This window comes from Pannonibacter anstelovis (genome assembly GCF_036881715.1).
Classification (GTDB): Bacteria; Pseudomonadota; Alphaproteobacteria; order Rhizobiales; family Stappiaceae; genus Pannonibacter; species Pannonibacter anstelovis.
The window spans coordinates 553,588-570,478 of record NZ_JBAKBF010000001.1; the positions used below are offsets into that span (position 1 = coordinate 553,588).

General features: G+C 60.6%; 12 protein-coding genes and 3 tRNA genes. 3 read left to right on the top strand and 12 right to left on the bottom strand.

All coding sequences use genetic code 11. The annotated features are described in order from the left end of the window. Positions 1 to 77, bottom strand: a tRNA-Asp gene (locus V6L75_RS02475). A gap of 352 nt (positions 78 to 429) precedes the next feature. Between V6L75_RS02475 and V6L75_RS02480 the strand changes: the two genes are divergently transcribed. After that, entirely contained in the window at positions 430 to 2,118 is a 1,689-nt protein-coding gene (locus tag V6L75_RS02480) for a methyl-accepting chemotaxis protein (RefSeq protein WP_334249930.1), read from the top strand. 105 nt (positions 2,119 to 2,223) lie between these two features. On the opposite strand, the gene V6L75_RS02485 is transcribed toward V6L75_RS02480, so the two are convergent. The 10 genes from V6L75_RS02485 to V6L75_RS02530 all read right to left on the bottom strand — a co-directional run bounded on the left by V6L75_RS02485 (position 2,224) and on the right by V6L75_RS02530 (position 13,893). After that, complete coding sequence (locus tag V6L75_RS02485) at positions 2,224 to 3,531, bottom strand: sensor domain-containing diguanylate cyclase (protein ID WP_334249931.1); 1,308 nt, start codon at positions 3,529 to 3,531, stop codon at positions 2,224 to 2,226. Further along, positions 3,503 to 4,321, bottom strand: a complete 819-nt coding sequence (locus tag V6L75_RS02490; protein WP_334249932.1) for an alpha/beta fold hydrolase — start codon at positions 4,319 to 4,321, stop codon at positions 3,503 to 3,505. The genes V6L75_RS02485 and V6L75_RS02490 overlap by 29 nt, the downstream gene beginning before the upstream one ends. Before the next feature lie 225 nt (positions 4,322 to 4,546). Continuing rightward, a tRNA-Val gene (locus tag V6L75_RS02495) sits at positions 4,547 to 4,622 on the bottom strand. Positions 4,623 to 4,942: 320 nt separating this feature from the next. Beyond that, on the bottom strand, positions 4,943 to 5,218 hold the full coding sequence (locus tag V6L75_RS02500) for an HU family DNA-binding protein (protein WP_334249933.1): 276 nt from the start codon (positions 5,216 to 5,218) through the stop codon (positions 4,943 to 4,945). Between the two features lie 185 nt (positions 5,219 to 5,403). Beyond that, a complete protein-coding gene (gene lon, locus V6L75_RS02505; RefSeq protein WP_425498650.1) occupies positions 5,404 to 7,842 on the bottom strand; it encodes an endopeptidase La in 2,439 nt (812 codons plus the stop codon). A gap of 336 nt (positions 7,843 to 8,178) precedes the next feature. Continuing rightward, complete coding sequence (gene clpX, locus V6L75_RS02510; protein ID WP_334249935.1) at positions 8,179 to 9,444, bottom strand: ATP-dependent Clp protease ATP-binding subunit ClpX; 1,266 nt, start codon at positions 9,442 to 9,444, stop codon at positions 8,179 to 8,181. A gap of 226 nt (positions 9,445 to 9,670) precedes the next feature. Then, positions 9,671 to 10,306, bottom strand: a complete 636-nt coding sequence (gene clpP, locus V6L75_RS02515; RefSeq protein WP_019964689.1) for an ATP-dependent Clp endopeptidase proteolytic subunit ClpP — start codon at positions 10,304 to 10,306, stop codon at positions 9,671 to 9,673. 226 nt (positions 10,307 to 10,532) lie between these two features. Further along, positions 10,533 to 11,897, bottom strand: a complete 1,365-nt coding sequence (gene tig, locus V6L75_RS02520; protein ID WP_334249936.1) for a trigger factor — start codon at positions 11,895 to 11,897, stop codon at positions 10,533 to 10,535. 169 nt (positions 11,898 to 12,066) lie between these two features. Beyond that, a tRNA-Leu gene (locus tag V6L75_RS02525) sits at positions 12,067 to 12,151 on the bottom strand. 200 nt (positions 12,152 to 12,351) lie between these two features. Further along, a complete protein-coding gene (locus V6L75_RS02530; protein ID WP_334249937.1) occupies positions 12,352 to 13,893 on the bottom strand; it encodes an NAD(P)H-hydrate dehydratase in 1,542 nt (513 codons plus the stop codon). Between the two features lie 363 nt (positions 13,894 to 14,256). Between V6L75_RS02530 and V6L75_RS02535 the strand changes: the two genes are divergently transcribed. Together V6L75_RS02535 and glnA are read left to right on the top strand one after the other, a co-directional pair. Next, positions 14,257 to 14,595 (top strand): P-II family nitrogen regulator, encoded by a 339-nt coding sequence (locus tag V6L75_RS02535; RefSeq protein WP_019964692.1) that lies wholly within the window; start codon positions 14,257 to 14,259, stop codon positions 14,593 to 14,595. Positions 14,596 to 14,727: 132 nt separating this feature from the next. Continuing rightward, complete coding sequence (gene glnA, locus V6L75_RS02540; RefSeq protein ID WP_334249938.1) at positions 14,728 to 16,137, top strand: type I glutamate--ammonia ligase; 1,410 nt, start codon at positions 14,728 to 14,730, stop codon at positions 16,135 to 16,137. Between the two features lie 72 nt (positions 16,138 to 16,209). Here the strand turns inward: glnA and V6L75_RS02545 are convergent, their stop codons facing one another. Then, positions 16,210 to 16,746: a hypothetical protein gene (locus V6L75_RS02545; RefSeq protein WP_334249939.1), complete on the bottom strand. Its 537-nt coding sequence runs from the start codon at positions 16,744 to 16,746 to the stop codon at positions 16,210 to 16,212. Positions 16,747 to 16,891 lie beyond the last annotated feature (145 nt).

Consider the following 16,891-nt stretch of genomic DNA (forward strand, 5'->3'; position numbering starts at 1 on the left):
TGGCGCGAGTGACGGGGCTCGAACCCGCGACCTCCGGCGTGACAGGCCGGCACTCTAACCAACTGAGCTACACCCGCTTCGTTTCCCCCGCAGCAACCTTCCGGCGCCGCGAAGTGGTGCCGATGTACGGCGCCCCTGGACGGAAGTCAAGCACCCCTGAACCGGCGAATGACCTGTTTTTCAAAAAAGGCAGAAACCCGCCACCTTGCATCGCCAGATAAGCTGCAGCTCTGTGGATAAATTCTCACAGCCCGCAAAAAGCTGCAGCTCCTTCCGGACGACGCAATCCACCACACAGCCGGAGCACTACATAGATCAAAATATACAACCAGAAGAACCAGCCCGAATGACGCAGCGTTTTTCTGAATTATTAAATGATACCACGCATAGTGCGACCGGGAGAAACTCTGCATCTGAGGAAGTTTCAAAATGAAATTCGGAACACCAAAGACTGTGAGCGGCAAGCTCTATGCACTCGTCGGACTGTTCAGTCTGTGTTTCGCAGCTGCCTTTGCGTACCAGCTTTATGCACTTGGCGAAAACCTGAACGCGTTCAAGCGTACAGAGATCAAGAGTGTTGTTGAGGCGGCGCAGAATGTGGCTCTCACCTATCAGGCCCGCGCGGCCAAGGGCGAGATGAGCGAATCCGATGCGCAGCTTGCTGCCCGCAATGCCCTTCGCGGCATGCTCTACAATTCCGGCAAGGACTACGTCTTTGTCTATGATGCGTCCGGCACCAGCCTGGTGCATCCGGCCAAGCCTGCCAATGAAGGCAAGAATCTGATCAATTCCACTGACGGAGATGGCAAGCAGCACATCCGTGAGTTTGTGACCGAGGCCAAGACCAAGGGCAGCGCCTATGTTGCCTATTCGTGGAAGGACCCGAACAACGTGGTGCTGCCGAAGGTGAGCTACGTTTCCTACTTCCAGCCCTGGGGCTGGGTGCTGGGTTCGGGCGTGCTGCTGGAAGATATCAATGCAGCCTACTGGCGCACAGCCATCAGCAGCGCCGGCCTCATGGCCGTACTGGTTCTGGCTTGCGTGACGCTCGCGGTTCTCGTTGCCCGCTCCATCGCGCGCCCGCTGCGCGGCCTGTCGCTGCGCATGCTGGAGATCGCTGACGGCAACTTCGGCTCGGAGATTGATGGAACGGGCCGTCAGGACGAGATCGGCGACATGATCCGCTCCGTCAACGTATTCCGCGAAAATGGCCTTACCCGGCAGAAGCTTGAGAGCCAGACCGAGGCAGACCGCCTGCGCGAGCATCAGCGCCAGGAAGCAATTGCCAGCATGATCGAAAGCTTCAAGGTCGAATCGCAGCAGGCACTCAGTGTGGTGGCCGACAACACCAGCCGCCTGAACGAAGCCGCAATCGCACTGAAACAGATCGCCACCCGCACCGAAGAGACCTCCGGCAGTGCCGCAGCTGCCTCGGAACAGGCAACCGCCAACGTGCAGACAGTTGCCTCGGCCGCAGAAGAACTGTCTGCTTCAATCGGCGAGATCAACCGCCAGGTCAGCCAGAGCAGCATCATCGTCGGCAAAGCCACCACCAGTGCCGCCCAGTCGAATCAGAAGGTCGCCAGCCTAGACGCTGCCGCACAGAAGATCGGCGAGGTGGTCAGCCTCATTCAGGCTATTGCCGAACAGACCAACCTGCTCGCCCTCAACGCCACGATCGAGGCAGCACGCGCCGGTGAAGCTGGCAAGGGCTTTGCGGTCGTTGCTGCAGAAGTCAAGGAACTGGCCAACCAGACCTCCAAGGCAACGGAAGAAATCTCTTCGCAAATCTCTGCCATCCAGGCGTCCACCCGCGAAACCGTTGCCGTGATCGAAGAGATCACCGACATCATGGAAGAAGTGAATGGCTATACCACCGCCATTTCCGGGGCTGTGGAAGAGCAAGGCAAGGCAACGCGGGAGATCTCTGCGAACGTTCAGGAAGCCGCTCAGGGCACGCGTATGGCGACGGAAAACATGCATCATGTCGCCGACGGCGCAACGCGCACTTCACAGACGGCAGAAGACGTGCTGCAGAACTCCACCCAGACCGCCCGCAGCACGGAAGACTTGCGCAATCGCATCGAGACGTTCCTGCGCGCTGTCGCTGCCGCCTGATGTCAGACACGGCGGGCAGTCCCCTGCCCCCGCTCTCAGAAACCGGCGGATCACTCCGCCGGTTTTTTGCTGGGCAGACGCCCCACCCTGCCCCTGACCGGGCCCTCAGAAGCCTGCCGCCGCCCCAGGCTGGAACACCGCAAACTGATTCTTGCCGTTCTTCTTGGCAGCATACATGGCGCAATCCGCTGCATGCAGAAGCAGATCGCTTTCGCAGCCGTCGGACGGGTAATGCGAAATCCCTATGGATGCGCTGACGCAGACAGTCTCCTTCACGATATCGATCGGACGGGCGATGTCCGTCAGCAGATGCTGCGCCAGAGCTTTCGCTGTATCTGTCCCAGGCTGCGCATCAATGATCAGCGCGAATTCATCGCCGCCGAGACGAAAACTGCCTGAGGTTGCGTACAGGCTGATGCGGCGGCTCACTTCCTTGAGAACCTCGTCTCCTGCGCGGTGGCCGTGGGTGTCATTGACGGCCTTGAAGCCATCAAGATCGATGATGAACAGAAAGAACCCCGGCGCCGTCCCCTCAGGATCCGTCCGGCCTGACAGTTCTTCGTTGAAATGATAGCGATTGCCGAGTTTCGTGATCTGGTCGAAATGGGCAGCACGCCACAGGTCCAGCTGACTGTTATAGGCGTCCGTAATGTCCTGCAGAACGCCTTGAACCACCGGCTCACCGAGTTGATTGACACTGCCATGACCTGCAATCTTGAACCGGCGGACCAGACCCGGCGGTTGTCTGAACTCCACTTCATGGGACACAGGTGCCAAGGTGGCCAGATCCGGCTGGGCCAGCATTTCCTCGATCATTCTGCGGACCGCAGGCGCAAAGGGCCGCAGAGCGGTTTCGAGATCGATATCCGTGCCATGGCTGATTCCGTAAAGCTCATAGGTTCGGCTGGACCAGAGCATCCGTCCCGTCCGGAGCTCATAGGTCCAGGCCCCGATACCCGAAAGAGCCTCAAGCTGGGCCAGCCAGGCAGCCCGCCGCTCGGCGCCGATCTTGAGACTGAGCAGCTGTTCTTCAAAGGAGCGCCGCTCAGGCGCCGGAAAAACAGCAACATCGTAAAGCCGCGGCGAGATACCCGTCCGGACCGTGATGTTGACCAGAACGGGCGTGGATGAGGACGCAGCCTCCAGGCTGAGCGCAACTTCAAAGCAGGCGCCTTCGACATGCAGGAGCGGAGCCAGAACACTTTCAAAATAGATCCGGCTTGGCCTGCTCATGAAGCTGCTGAGTCGCTTACCCTCTGCTTCATTTTCGTCAATGCCCGCAAGACGGCAGAACAGCCTGTTGGCGCGGGCCACGCGGAACGAGGTATCAACGACCGCAAGCGCGCAAGCGGCCTCGTACCACGCATCAAGAGGCCCGGCAGAATCAGCCGTGGGGGACAGGTAGTCCGGCATAACACCTGATCTCTTCAATGACGTCTGCAGGGTGGCTCACATGCGGGCAATGCCCCGTAACCTCGAGTTCGACGAATTGGGCGTTGGGCATCTGCGCGGCGACATACCGGCCAACACTCTGGGGGGCGATGAAATCGTCGGAGCACTGGATGATCAGGGCCGGCGTGGTGACGGACGCCAGATCGCTGCGGTTGTCACTCCAGAACGTCAGAGCCGCGAAATGCTGTGCCACTTCTGGGTCTGTCCTGCAGAAGCTGTCTTCCAGCGCCGCAGTCAGATCCGGGCGCTCCGGATTGCCCATGATCACCGGAGCAATCCCTTTCACCCAGCCAAGATAGTTCGAGCGCATCGCCTCAATCAGACCTTCAATGTCTGCAGCGCTGAACCCTCCCTGATACTCCTGATCATTCAGATAGCACGGGGACGGACCAATCAGCACCAGCTGCCTGAACAGCTCCGGCCGCTTTCTGGCCGCCAGAACGCCAATCATGGCGCTGACGGAATGACCAACGAACATGACCGGCTCGGAACAGAGATTCTCCACGAGTTCGATGCAATCATCCGCATAATCGGAAAGCGACTGATACCGCTCATAGCTGAAACAGCTGTGATCCGAATTGCCAAACCCGATCAGGTCAAACAGAATCACCTGGTTGGACGTCTCAAATGCGGGCGCCACATCCTTCCACATCGCCTGATCGCATCCCAGACCATGAGCAAAGATGATCGGAACTCCACCCTTCCCGCTTGCCGTAACCGCATATTTCTTCAAGACGTCCTGCACGCTCATACAACAACCCTCACAAACCGCACATTGCAGCTTAGAGGATCACAATTAGGCAGAGGTAAAAAATAAAATGCAAACTGCAGGATAATGAAAAATACGTATTAAAAATAACAACTTACGAGAACAGGCCCAAGCAAGCCCGGCATCCAGACACAGGAAGTCAGGACACATAAATGCAATGGCATGGAAGCGCGCCATGCAAGGAACTGCTGAATGTCTGGGAGTAAATGGTGGGCGGTGAGAGACTCGAACTCCCGACATCCTCGGTGTAAACGAGGCGCTCTACCAACTGAGCTAACCGCCCGGCACTGATGGCCAGCCGGATCTGGGCGATCCGGAAGCCCGTCTTTTAGGGGCATTGATCTGGCTTGGCAAGGGGGTAGACGCTTTGGCGTATTTTTACCGGCGGTTCTGGATAACCTGTTGATAGCGGGCTGTCAGATACGTGGACGGAGGCAAGAAAACCGGCTCTCTCCGGCATATCATGCACACGGGAGAAGCGCAGCCGCTCCCCTGCCTCTGCTCAACGAAACAGAAAAACCCGCGCATGGAGACCATACGCGGGTTTTCGGATGGGCCTTACCGGAGCCGTGCGAACGGACCGGCAAAGGCTCCGGAACTGCCTCAGGCGTTCACGGCGTCCTTGAGGCCCTTGCCGGCCTTGAACTTCGGCGTCTTGGAAGCCGGGATCTTGATCGTTTCGCCAGTGCGCGGGTTACGGCCTTCGGTGGCAGCACGCTCGGAAACCGAGAAGTTGCCAAAGCCGATGATGCGGACTTCGTCACCGCCCTTGAGCGCCTGGGTCACGGCGTCGAACGTGGCGTCGACGGCTTCACCGGCCTGAGCCTTGGTCAGGCCAGTCTTCTCAGCCACGGCCGCGATCAGATCGTTCTTGTTCATAGCAGTCCCTTTCTACAAAACGGCGGAAAGCAGGCGATTCTCGCCAAAGCCGCTGGCCGGAAATTCGTGCGAAACAGACGGCAAAGCAAGCCATTTTTTCGCAGAAAACCGCCATTTTCACCCGATTCTCCAAGAAAAAAGCCCCGGCACAGGCCGGGGCTCCAATTATTTCATGCGTTCACGCTTCAATGTGCAATCAAACCGGACGCATCATCGTCACTGGGACGCTGATCAGAAGTTGCAGCCGCCTGGGCCGCCTCATCCCATTCAATCGCCTCCGGCATCCGCAACAGGGCTGTCTTCAGGACCTGCTCCATGCTGGAGACCGGGATGATTTCCATCCCGTTCTTCACGCTGTCCGGAATATCCGCCAGATCCTTGGCGTTGTCTTCCGGGATCATCACGGTCTTGATACCGCCGCGCAGCGCCGCAAGCAGCTTCTCCTTGAGCCCGCCAATCGGCAGGATCCGGCCGCGCAAGGTGATCTCACCCGTCATCGCCACATCACGGCGGACCGGAATGCCGGTCATGACCGAGATGACGGCAGTGGCCATGGCGATGCCCGCAGACGGGCCATCCTTGGGCGTTGCGCCTTCCGGCACGTGCACGTGGATGTCGCGCTTGTCGAACAGCGGCGGCTGAATGCCGAAGTCAACCGCACGCGAGCGCACATAGGACGCTGCGGCGGAGATGGACTCCTTCATCACGTCACGCAGGTTGCCCGTGACCGTCATTTTACCCTTGCCGGGCATCATGACGCCTTCGATGGTCAGCAGCTCGCCGCCCACTTCCGTCCAGGCAAGACCGGTTACCACACCGACCTGATCCTCGAGCTCTGCCTGACCATAACGGTAGCGCGGCACACCGAGATACTTCTCGACCAGCGCCTCATCCACAGCAACCGTCTTCACGCCGGTCATCAGGATGTCCTTCACCGCCTTACGGGCCAGTGTCGCCAGTTCGCGCTCAAGATTACGCACGCCCGCCTCGCGGGTGTAGCGGCGAATCACGAAACGCAGGGCCTCTTCGCCAACGGAGAACTCTCCCTCCTTCAGACCGTGGTCCCTTTCGGACTTCGGCAACAGGTGACGGCGGGCGATTTCCAGCTTCTCATCTTCCGTGTAACCGGCGATGCGGATGATCTCCATACGGTCCATCAGCGGACCGGGGATATTCAGCGTGTTGGCCGTCGTCACGAACATCACGTCCGAAAGGTCGTATTCGACCTCCAGATAGTGATCCATGAAGGTGCTGTTCTGTTCCGGATCCAGCACCTCCAGCAGGGCCGAAGACGGGTCGCCACGGAAGTCCATGCCCATCTTGTCGATCTCGTCGAGCAGGAAGAGCGGGTTGGAGCGTTTTGCCTTCTTCATCGACTGGATGACCTTGCCGGGCATCGAGCCGATGTAGGTGCGGCGGTGGCCGCGAATCTCGGCTTCGTCCCGCACGCCGCCCAGCGAGATGCGCACGAACTCGCGTCCCGTTGCCTTGGCGATGGACTTGCCAAGCGAGGTCTTGCCGACGCCCGGAGGGCCGACAAGGCACAGGATCGGCCCCTTCAGCTTGTTGGCGCGGGCCTGAACCGCAAGGTACTCGACGATGCGCTCCTTGACCTTGTCGAGGCCGAAGTGATCGGTGTCGAGCACCTTTTCAGCGAGCGACAGGTCATGCTTGACCTTGCTCTTCTTGCCCCAGGGAATGCCAAGCAGCCAGTCCAGATAGTTCCGCACCACGGTGGCTTCCGCCGACATGGGGCTCATCTGCTTGAGCTTCTTGATCTCGGCCTGGGCACGCTCGCGCGCTTCCTTGCTGAGCTTGGTCTTCTTGATGCGTTCTTCCAGTTCAGCCAGCTCGTCGCGGCCATCTTCGCCGTCGCCAAGCTCCTTCTGGATCGCCTTCATCTGCTCGTTGAGATAGTACTCGCGCTGGGTCTTCTCCATCTGGCGCTTGACGCGCGAGCGGATACGCTTCTCCACCTGCAGGACGGAGATTTCGCTCTCCATCAGCCCGAGCACGCGCTCCAGACGCTCGGCCACCGAGACGATGGCAAGAATGTCCTGCTTCTCCGGAATCTTGATGGCAAGGTGCGAGGCGATGGTATCGGCCAGCTTCGAGTAATCCTCGATCTGGTTGATCGTGCCCAGAACCTCCGGCGATACCTTCTTGTTCAGCTTCACATAGTTCTCGAACTCGGCAACGACAGAACGCGCCAGAGCTTCGATCTCGATGTTCTCACCGTCCTTCTCGGGAAGCACCACAGCTTCGGCCTCGTAGAAGTCCTCGCGGCCGGTGTAATTGGTGATCTTGGCGCGGGCCCCGCCCTCGACCAGCACCTTGACGGTGTTGTCGGGCAGCTTCAGCAGCTGCAGCACTGTCGCCAGCGTGCCGACCTCGTAGATCTGGTCCGTCGCCGGATCATCATCCGCCGCGTTGATCTGGGTGGCCAGAAGAATGTGCTTGTCGGACGTCATGACCTCTTCGAGGGCGCGGATCGATTTTTCCCGGCCGACAAACAGGGGCACGATCATGTGCGGAAACACGACAATGTCGCGCAGCGGCAGCACGGGATAAACCGTCTTGTCCGCCTCGTTGAGGGAGCGCGTTTCAGATTCGCTCATGTCCATTCCTTTCTTGCCGCACGGCTGCGTCCTGGGAGGGGGACCGCATGCAGTGCTTTTTGATGGCCCTCCGGTCCCGGGGTGGTCCGGATGAGGGCCGGCTGATCCCGCCTCGCATGAGCACGAATGTCAGCCGCCAAACCATCGTCATGGTCTATTAGGTGGACACCCGCACCATGGGTGTCAAGGCAAGGCAGCAATATCCCTTGAGCTTGCCTGTTGACGAACGGGCACTATCCTGCGAGCGCCTGTCAGAAGCAGGGAAAAACCACCATTTACACCCTGGCCGGAACAAAAAATGCCGCCCGGAGGCGGCATTTCAGAATTGCGTGAACGCAAGGCTCAGGCGCTCGTTGCCGTGGTCTCGGCACGGTCCTCGTAGATGTAGAGAGGACGGGCCTTGCCATCCACCACTTCCGGGGAGATGACAACTTCCTTGACGCCCTTGAGACCGGGCAGCTCGTACATGGTGTCGAGCAGGATCGCTTCCAGGATGGAGCGCAGGCCGCGGGCGCCCGTCTTGCGCTCGATGGCGCGGCGGGCAATCGCCTTGAGGGCCTCGTCGTGGAAGGTCAGTTCCACGTTCTCCATCTCGAACAGACGCTGGTACTGCTTGACCAGAGCGTTCTTCGGCTCGGTCAGGATCGTCACCAGCGCTTCCTCATCGAGGTCTTCCAGCGTTGCAATGACCGGCAGACGGCCGACGAACTCCGGGATCAGGCCGAACTTCAGCAGATCCTCGGGCTCAAGCTCGGAGAACAGCTCGCCGATGCGGCGGTCTTCCGGGCCCACCACATTGGCCTTGAAGCCGATGGTGGACTTGCGGCCGCGGTCGGAGATGATCTTGTCGAGACCGGCAAAGGCGCCGCCGCAGATGAACAGGATGTTGGTCGTGTCCACCTGCAGGAATTCCTGCTGCGGATGCTTGCGCCCGCCCTGCGGCGGAACGGAGGCCACAGTGCCTTCCATGATCTTCAGCAGGGCCTGCTGCACGCCCTCGCCCGACACATCGCGGGTGATGGACGGGTTGTCGGCCTTGCGGCTGATCTTGTCCACCTCGTCGATGTAGACAATGCCGCGCTGCGCCCGCTCTACATTGTAGTCGGCGGCCTGAAGCAGCTTGAGGATGATGTTCTCCACGTCCTCACCCACGTAGCCGGCTTCCGTCAGCGTGGTGGCATCGGCCATGGTGAAGGGCACATCCAGGATGCGCGCGAGCGTCTGGGCCAGCAGCGTCTTGCCGCAGCCGGTGGGGCCGCACAGCAGGATGTTGGACTTGGCCAGTTCGACATCGTTGTTCTTGCTGGCGTGGTTCAGGCGCTTGTAGTGGTTGTGAACCGCCACGGACAGCACCTTCTTGGCGCTGTTCTGCCCGATCACGTAGTCATCGAGGACACGGCGAATCTCTTGCGGCGTCGGAATCCCGTCGCGTGATTTCACCAGCGAGGACTTGTTCTCCTCGCGTATGATGTCCATGCACAGCTCGACACATTCATCGCAGATGAAAACAGTCGGACCGGCGATCAGCTTGCGAACTTCATGCTGGCTCTTGCCGCAGAACGAGCAGTAGAGCGTATTCTTGGAGTCGCTGCCGCTGGCCTTCGTCATCTATTCAACCCCGCAGGTTCCGGAAGGGGCACGCCCCTTCCTTTCTGTCTCCCGAAGCTGGCCCGTCCAGCCGCTCCGGTTCCGGTCCGAGACCGCTTTTCCGGCCTTTACGAACAAACATGCTCCATGCTTCGCCCGTAAAGATCAACATTCGTTTAAGCCGGTCATCCAAACAATGACCTGTTGAAGGAAGAGGAGCTGGCAAAGCTCCCTTCCCTCATACCCCTCAGGCGCTTTCGCCGCCAGAGAGGCTGTTGCGGTCGGCAATCACATTGTCGATGATGCCGAATTCCTTTGCCGTATCCGCCGTCATGAAGTTGTCGCGCTCAAGAGCCTCTTCCACCTGGTCGAGGGTCTGGCCCGTGTGCTTCACGTAGATTTCATTGAGGCGGCGCTTCAGGCTGAGAATTTCCTTCGCATGCAGCATGATGTCGGATGCCTGGCCACGGAACCCGCCGGACGGCTGGTGCACCATGACGCGCGCATTCGGAAGCGCAAAGCGGGAGCCCTTGTGGCCGGCCGCCAGCAGCAGCGAGCCCATGGAGGCAGCCTGACCGATGCAGAGCGTCGACACTTCCGGCCGGATGAACTGCATCGTGTCGTAGATCGCCAGGCCGGCCGTCACGAGGCCGCCGGGCGAGTTGATGTAGATCGAGATTTCCTTCGTCGGGTTTTCCGACTCAAGGAACAGCAACTGCGCGCAGATCAGCGTCGCCATGTGATCCTCAACTGGGCCGGTGAGGAAAATGATGCGTTCCTTCAGGAGGCGCGAGTAGATGTCGAAGGCCCGTTCGCCGCGGCTGGTCTGCTCGACGACCATCGGCACGAGCGTGTTCGTGTAGAATTCGACAGGATCCTGCATACCTCATCCATCTTCTGGCTTTGCCGCCCGCAGGCCACCGGGGCGCGGGCAGACAGCGTTGAAACGCATCTTCGTCAGTCAGGCACCGCACCAGTGCGCGATCCCTTTGAGTCGAAAAAAGCGACACCCATACATAGGGGATGCCGCCAGCAACTCAAGACTGTTGCAGATGCGGCGTGAAGGCAAGGTTAAAGCCCCCACGCCGCATCGCCAAGTCCCTATGGGATCAGTTCGAGGCAGCCTCGTCCTCGTCCTCGGCGACGAGCTTCTCCAGCTCTTCCTTGGTAACGGTCTTGTCGGTCACCTTGGCGAGGGAGAGGATGAAGTCGACGACCTTTTCCTCATAGATCGGAGCGCGCAGCGAGGCGAGAGCCTGCGGGTTGCTCTTGTAGAACTCGAACACCTGACGCTCCTGGCCGGGGAACTGGCGCACGCGGTCATAGAGCGCGCGCTGGACTTCCTCGTCCGTCACTTCGATCTTGTTCTTCTCGCCGATTTCGGAGAGCACCAGACCCAGGCGCACGCGGCGCTCGGCGATCTTGCGGTAGTCGGCCTTGGCGGCCTCTTCCGTGGTGCCTTCTTCTTCGAAGGTCTTGCCGTTGCGCTTCATGTCGGCCTCAACCTGATTCCAGATGTTCTGGAACTCGGTCTCGAGCAGCTTGGACGGCAGTTCGAACGAGTAGGACTCGTCCATCTTGTCCAGCAGCTGGCGCTTGACGCGCTGGCGGGTCATGGCGCCGAACTGGCTCTCGATCTGGCCGCGGATGATGCCCTTCAGGCTGTCCAGCGACTCAAGGCCGAGGCTCTTGGCGAAGTCTTCGTCGATCTTCGCTTCACCGGGAGCGGCAACGTCCTTGAGGACGATGTCGAAGGTGACTTCCTTGCCGGCGAGCTGCGCAGCCGGGTAGTCTTCCGGGAAGGTCACGGAGATGACCTTTTCCTCACCCTGCTTCATGCCGAGGACGCCTTCCTCGAAGCCGGGGATGAACTGGCCGGAGCCGAGCACCAGCTGGCCGTTCTCGTCAGCGCCGCCGTCGAAGGGAACGCCGTCGAGCTTGCCAAGGTAGGACATGGTGACGCGGTCGCCGTTTTCGGCAACGGCGCCTTCGCCCTTGCTCTCGAACGGACGGTTGCTCTCGGCGATCGAGGAGACCTGCTCCATCACGCCTTCTTCGGAGATCTCGACGACCGGACGCTCGATCTCGATGCCGGAGAAGTCGATGATGTCGAACTGCGGCAGCAGGTCGTAGCTCATCTTGTAGGCGAGGTCGGCATTGCCTTCCAGAATCGCCTCTGCCTCGTTGTCCGGCAGGTCGATCTCGGGCTGCAGGGCCGGGCGCTCGTTGCGCTCTTCAATGGCCTTCTGGCTGGTTTCCTGAATCGTGTTGCTCAGGATTTCGGCCATGGCCTGACGGCCATACATGCGCTTCAGATGCGCGGCCGGGACCTTGCCCGGACGGAAGCCGTTGATGCGCACCTTGGACTTCAGTTCGTCGAGGTACGTTTCAAGCTTGGCCGCCAGTTCGGTCGCCGGAATAACGACTTTCAGTTCGCGCTTGAGGCCCTCGGAAAGGGTTTCGGTCACCTGCATGGTAGTATGCTTCGTCCTCGGTATGGAACCAGCGTTCCATCTTCGTGTTTTCGATCAGCCCATGACGGGCCTCTTTGAAAGGGGGGCCGCTACGCTCTGGACCAGTTCATCTCTGGACCGGTTGCCCAGATCGGCTGCCTGCGGCCGGCACTCCTCAAGACCCATGACTTGGTGCGGGCGGAGGGACTTGAACCCCCACGGCTTACGCCACCAGAACCTAAATCTGGCGTGTCTACCAGTTCCACCACGCCCGCGACGGCCCTGAACATGATGCAGTCAGGCCTTGCGAGCCGGAACGGCAGGATCATGCCCGGGGCTTTGAGTCTGGAACGCTTTCCGGACGGCAGGTCACTTCCTGCCGCCAAAAACGCTCAACAGCGCCCGTAGCCAAGGCGGGGCCTCTATAGCACCCGTCCCTGCCGCATCAAAGCAAAAATGGCGGCAGCGGCCATTTCTACGCGGAAAGCTCCTGCACCACATCCTTCAGAGCCGGCAAAAGGTCATCCGCGATCAGCCCGGCCCCGGCAATCTCCGCCGCGCGGCCATGCATCCACACGCCCATGGCAGCCGCCTCGAAGGATGGCAGCCCTTGCGCCAGCAGCCCGGTTACGGTTCCGGCCAGCACGTCACCTGAGCCGGCCGTTGCCAGCCAGGGCGTGCCATTGGCGTTGATGACCGCCCGCCCGTCCGGCGAGGCAATCACCGTGTCGGCACCCTTGTATATAATGACAGAGCGGCTGCGCTGCGCTGCAGCACGGGCTGCATCCAGCTTGCCGAGACCCGACACGGCCGGCAGCAGATCCGGGAAAAGGCGGCCGAATTCGCCCGCATGCGGCGTCAGAACCGGGGGCTGCGCACCGCCGCGCACCCTCTTTTCAATGGTAACGAAAAGAAGTGTTTCCGTTCCTGCAAAACTCGAAAGCGCGTCAGCATCCAGCACCAGCCCCTTGCCGGAGGCCACAAGATCCAGCACCAGCGCCTGCGTTTCCGCTCCCAGCCCCGCACCCGGACCATAGACAAGCGCCGTGATGCGGCTGTCCGACAGAAGTCCGGCCATGGCGCCCTCACCGCGCAAGGGGTGAAGCATGATGGTGGTCAGATGGTTCGCCAGAACCATCGTGGCCGATGGCTCGCAGGCAACCGTCACCAGCCCCGCCCCGCTGCGCAGTGCCGCCATTGCCGACAGGCGTATGGCACCAGTGGCGTGAGCTGGTCCGGAGACGGCCACTGCATGACCACGGGAGAACTTGTGCCCATCCACCCGAGGCCTTGGCACAAGAGCACCCCATACATCTGGCCCGTTGCGCCAGCACCCCGGCCCGCCTGCCGCCTGAACCGTTTCATTGGTAATGCCGATATCGAGAACCTCGACCTCGCCGCACAGAAGACGGCCCGGCAACAGCAGGTGCCCCGGCTTCATCCGGCAGAAGGTGACAGTGCGCGCAGCCTTGACGGCAACACCCCTCACCTCCCCCGTCGCACCATCCAGTCCGCTCGGCACATCGACGCTCAACACGTGCAGGCCCGAGGCATTGAGGCTGTTGACCAGTTCCATTTCATATCCAGTGACGGGACGGGAGAGCCCCGCACCGAACAGTGCGTCAATCACCAGAGGGGCGTCCGTTTCTGCGCTTTCAAGGAAGGGATTGGCGCCCGGCTCCAGAAACCGGATGCCGTCGGCCGCCTCTTCACCCATGCGCCGCCATGCGCTCCAGGCATCACCCGAAAGCTGCTCCGGCTGCCCGCACAGAAGCAGCATTACCGGCACACCTTCGAGCGCCAGCAGCCGGGCGGCAACGAAGCCGTCGCCACCGTTGTTGCCAGGTCCGCAGAGCGCCAGAATCCCCTGCCCCGGCGCCAGCATGCCGCGCGCCGCATTGGCCACACCGCGCCCGGCGCGCTCCATAAGCTCGATCCCCGGCGTGCCCGCCTCGATTGCCAGCGCATCGGCGCGGCGCATTTCCTGCGGCGAGAGCAGTTCAAGTCCCGGCACCATGACATATCCCCATCCGCCTTCTGAAACGGGCGCCAGAGTTGCCAATAGAAGCCGCACACGCAAGCCCCTTTGGCGCACAGCATTCCGCCCTTTCCAGCCCCGCTCCAGCACAAGAAATGACTAACTGCACAATAAGGCATCACATTGAGCAAAAAACGGGCAGCAAATCCGCTTGGCGGAACCCGCAGGATCGGCCACAGTGTCCGCAATGCCCCTTTTTTCGGCGCTTTCGGGTGGTGAGGAAAGTTGGCACGCGTCGTGCAAGAGAGGGGGCAACAACGGGCCTCCCCGATCGCGCGATCCGGACCCCGCCGCAGAAACGTGCCAGACAATGGCCACCGAAACGGAGAGAGACGCAAGACGATGAAAAAGATCGAGGCGATCATCAAACCCTTCAAGCTCGACGAGGTGAAGGAAGCGCTGCAGGAAGTCGGTCTTCAGGGCATCACCGTGACCGAAGCCAAGGGCTTCGGCCGTCAGAAGGGCCACACCGAGCTGTACCGCGGCGCAGAATATGTCGTCGACTTCCTGCCGAAGGTGAAGGTCGAAATCGTCCTCGCCGACGAAATGGTGGAAAAAGCCGTTGACGCGATTCGCAATGCAGCCCAGACCGGGCGCATCGGCGACGGCAAGATTTTCGTCTCCAACATCGAGGAAGCCGTCCGCATCCGTACCGGCGAGTCCGGCGTGGACGCCATCTGAAGCCTCTCAATCCGTTTCGCGGGGATACCCCGCTCCCGAGTTTCGCATCCGTAAAGCCGCTGCGCCACAGGCGCAGGCCCTCAGGCTGCGAGAAAAGCCCACGTGAAAACAGAACACATAGGGAAGTGAATAATGACCACCGCTGCTGATATCCTTAAGGAAATCAAGGACAAGGACATCAAGTTCGTCGACCTGCGCTTCACCGACCCGCGCGGCAAGCTGCAGCACGTCACCATGGACGTTGGCCTCGTTGACGAAGACATGTTCGCTGAAGGCGTTGCCTTCGACGGCTCTTCCATCGCCGGCTGGAAGGCGATCGACGCCTCCGACATGACCCTGGTGCTGGACCCGTCCTCGGCTCACATCGACCCGTTCTTCGCGCAGCCGACCCTCGTCATCCTGTGTGACATCGTCGATCCGCGCACCGGCGAGACCTACAACCGCGATCCGCGCTCCATCGCCAAGAAGGCAGAAGCCTACGTCAAGACCGGCGGCTTCGGCGACACCATCTTCTTCGGCCCGGAAGCTGAATTCTTCATCTTCGACGACGTGCGTTTCGCATCCGAGCCGTACAACACGGGCTTCAAGCTGGACAGCAACGAGCTGCCGAGCAACCTCGACACCGAGTACGAAGCCGGCAACCTCGGCCACCGTCCGCGCGTCAAGGGCGGCTACTTCCCGGTCCCGCCGATCGACAGCTGCCAGGACATGCGTTCCGAGATGCTGACCGTCATGGCCGAGATGGGCGTGTCCGTTGAGAAGCACCACCACGAAGTGGCTGCCGCACAGCACGAGCTGGGCGTGAAGTTCAACACCATGACCGTCTGCGCCGATCACATGCAGATCTACAAGTATGTGGTTCACCAGGTCGCCAACGCCTATGGCAAGACCGCAACCTTCATGCCGAAGCCGATCTTCGGTGACAACGGTTCGGGCATGCACTGCCACCAGTCCATCTGGCGCGATGGCAAGCCGCTGTTCGCCGGCAACCTCTACGCTGACCTCAGCGAGATGTGCCTGTACTACATCGGTGGCATCCTGAAGCACGCCAAGGCCCTGAACGCCTTCACCAACCCGTCGACCAACTCCTACAAGCGTCTGGTCCCGGGCTACGAAGCTCCGGTTCTGCTCGCCTATTCCTCGGGCAACCGCTCGGCCTCCTGCCGCATCCCGTACACCTCTTCGCCGAAGGCAAAGCGCATCGAAGTCCGCTTCCCGGACCCGACCGCGAACCCCTACCTCGCCTTCGCTGCACAGCTGATGGCCGGTCTCGATGGCATCAAGAACAAGATCCATCCGGGCGACGCCATGGACAAGAACCTGTACGACCTGCCGCCGGAAGAGCTGGCCGAGATCCCGACCGTCTGCGGCTCGCTGCGTGAAGCCCTGCAGTCGCTGGATGCCGACCGCGAGTTCCTCAAGGCTGGCGGCGTGTTCGATGACGACTTCATCGACAGCTACATCGAGCTGAAGATGGAAGAGAACATGCGCTACGAAATGACCCCGCATCCGGTCGAATTCGACATGTACTACTCTGCATAAGCCTTTCAGGCAGCAGATGCGGAAAGCCGGGCCTAGCGCCCGGCTTTCTTGTTTCAGACTTCACGGTACCCGTCACGCGATGCCCGGAACACCCACCTGCCCGACCGAGTTGATGCCAAAGCACCCGATCGGAATCTGGGCAAGCCAGGCGATGCGGTTTGCCGGAATACCAAGGCCCGTCATCACGGTGATTGCGTCTGTATAGCCCTGGTCCCAGGGCTGCGTGACGGCATAGACGACCATCAAGTCACCCCATGCGGGCAGATTGTTCGGATTCTGCGTGATGGCCAGACGCATCTGGTTGAGGTCCGCAGCCGTAACGACGCCCGCGTTGGCATGATAGACAGAGGCAACCGGCGGATCATTCGGGTTGGCCGAAACCATCACCACCGAAGCGCAGGTGATCAGCCCCATGGCAGCCGTTGACGACGGATTTTGCGTCGCGTCAATCGTCTGGCGGCCAAGCTGGTTGACCCAAAGATAGTTCGGATTGGGGTTCGGATTGATGACGGGCGTCGGCCCGGCATTACCCGCATTGGCCTGCTGTATCACCTGGCTGATGGACATGCTGGCTGTGCCAAGAGCGGCATTGATCTGATAGAGGGGCATCTCTTGTCCTTGGAATGAGGGAACGGAACAAGAAGAGAGACGCCCACAGCGCAAATGTGTGACGCAGCAAGTGTGCTGCCCGCGCCCTCTGCCGATTTACAACGGCTGCCTGCCGGTATAGAGCCAGACACACCAACTCACCTCC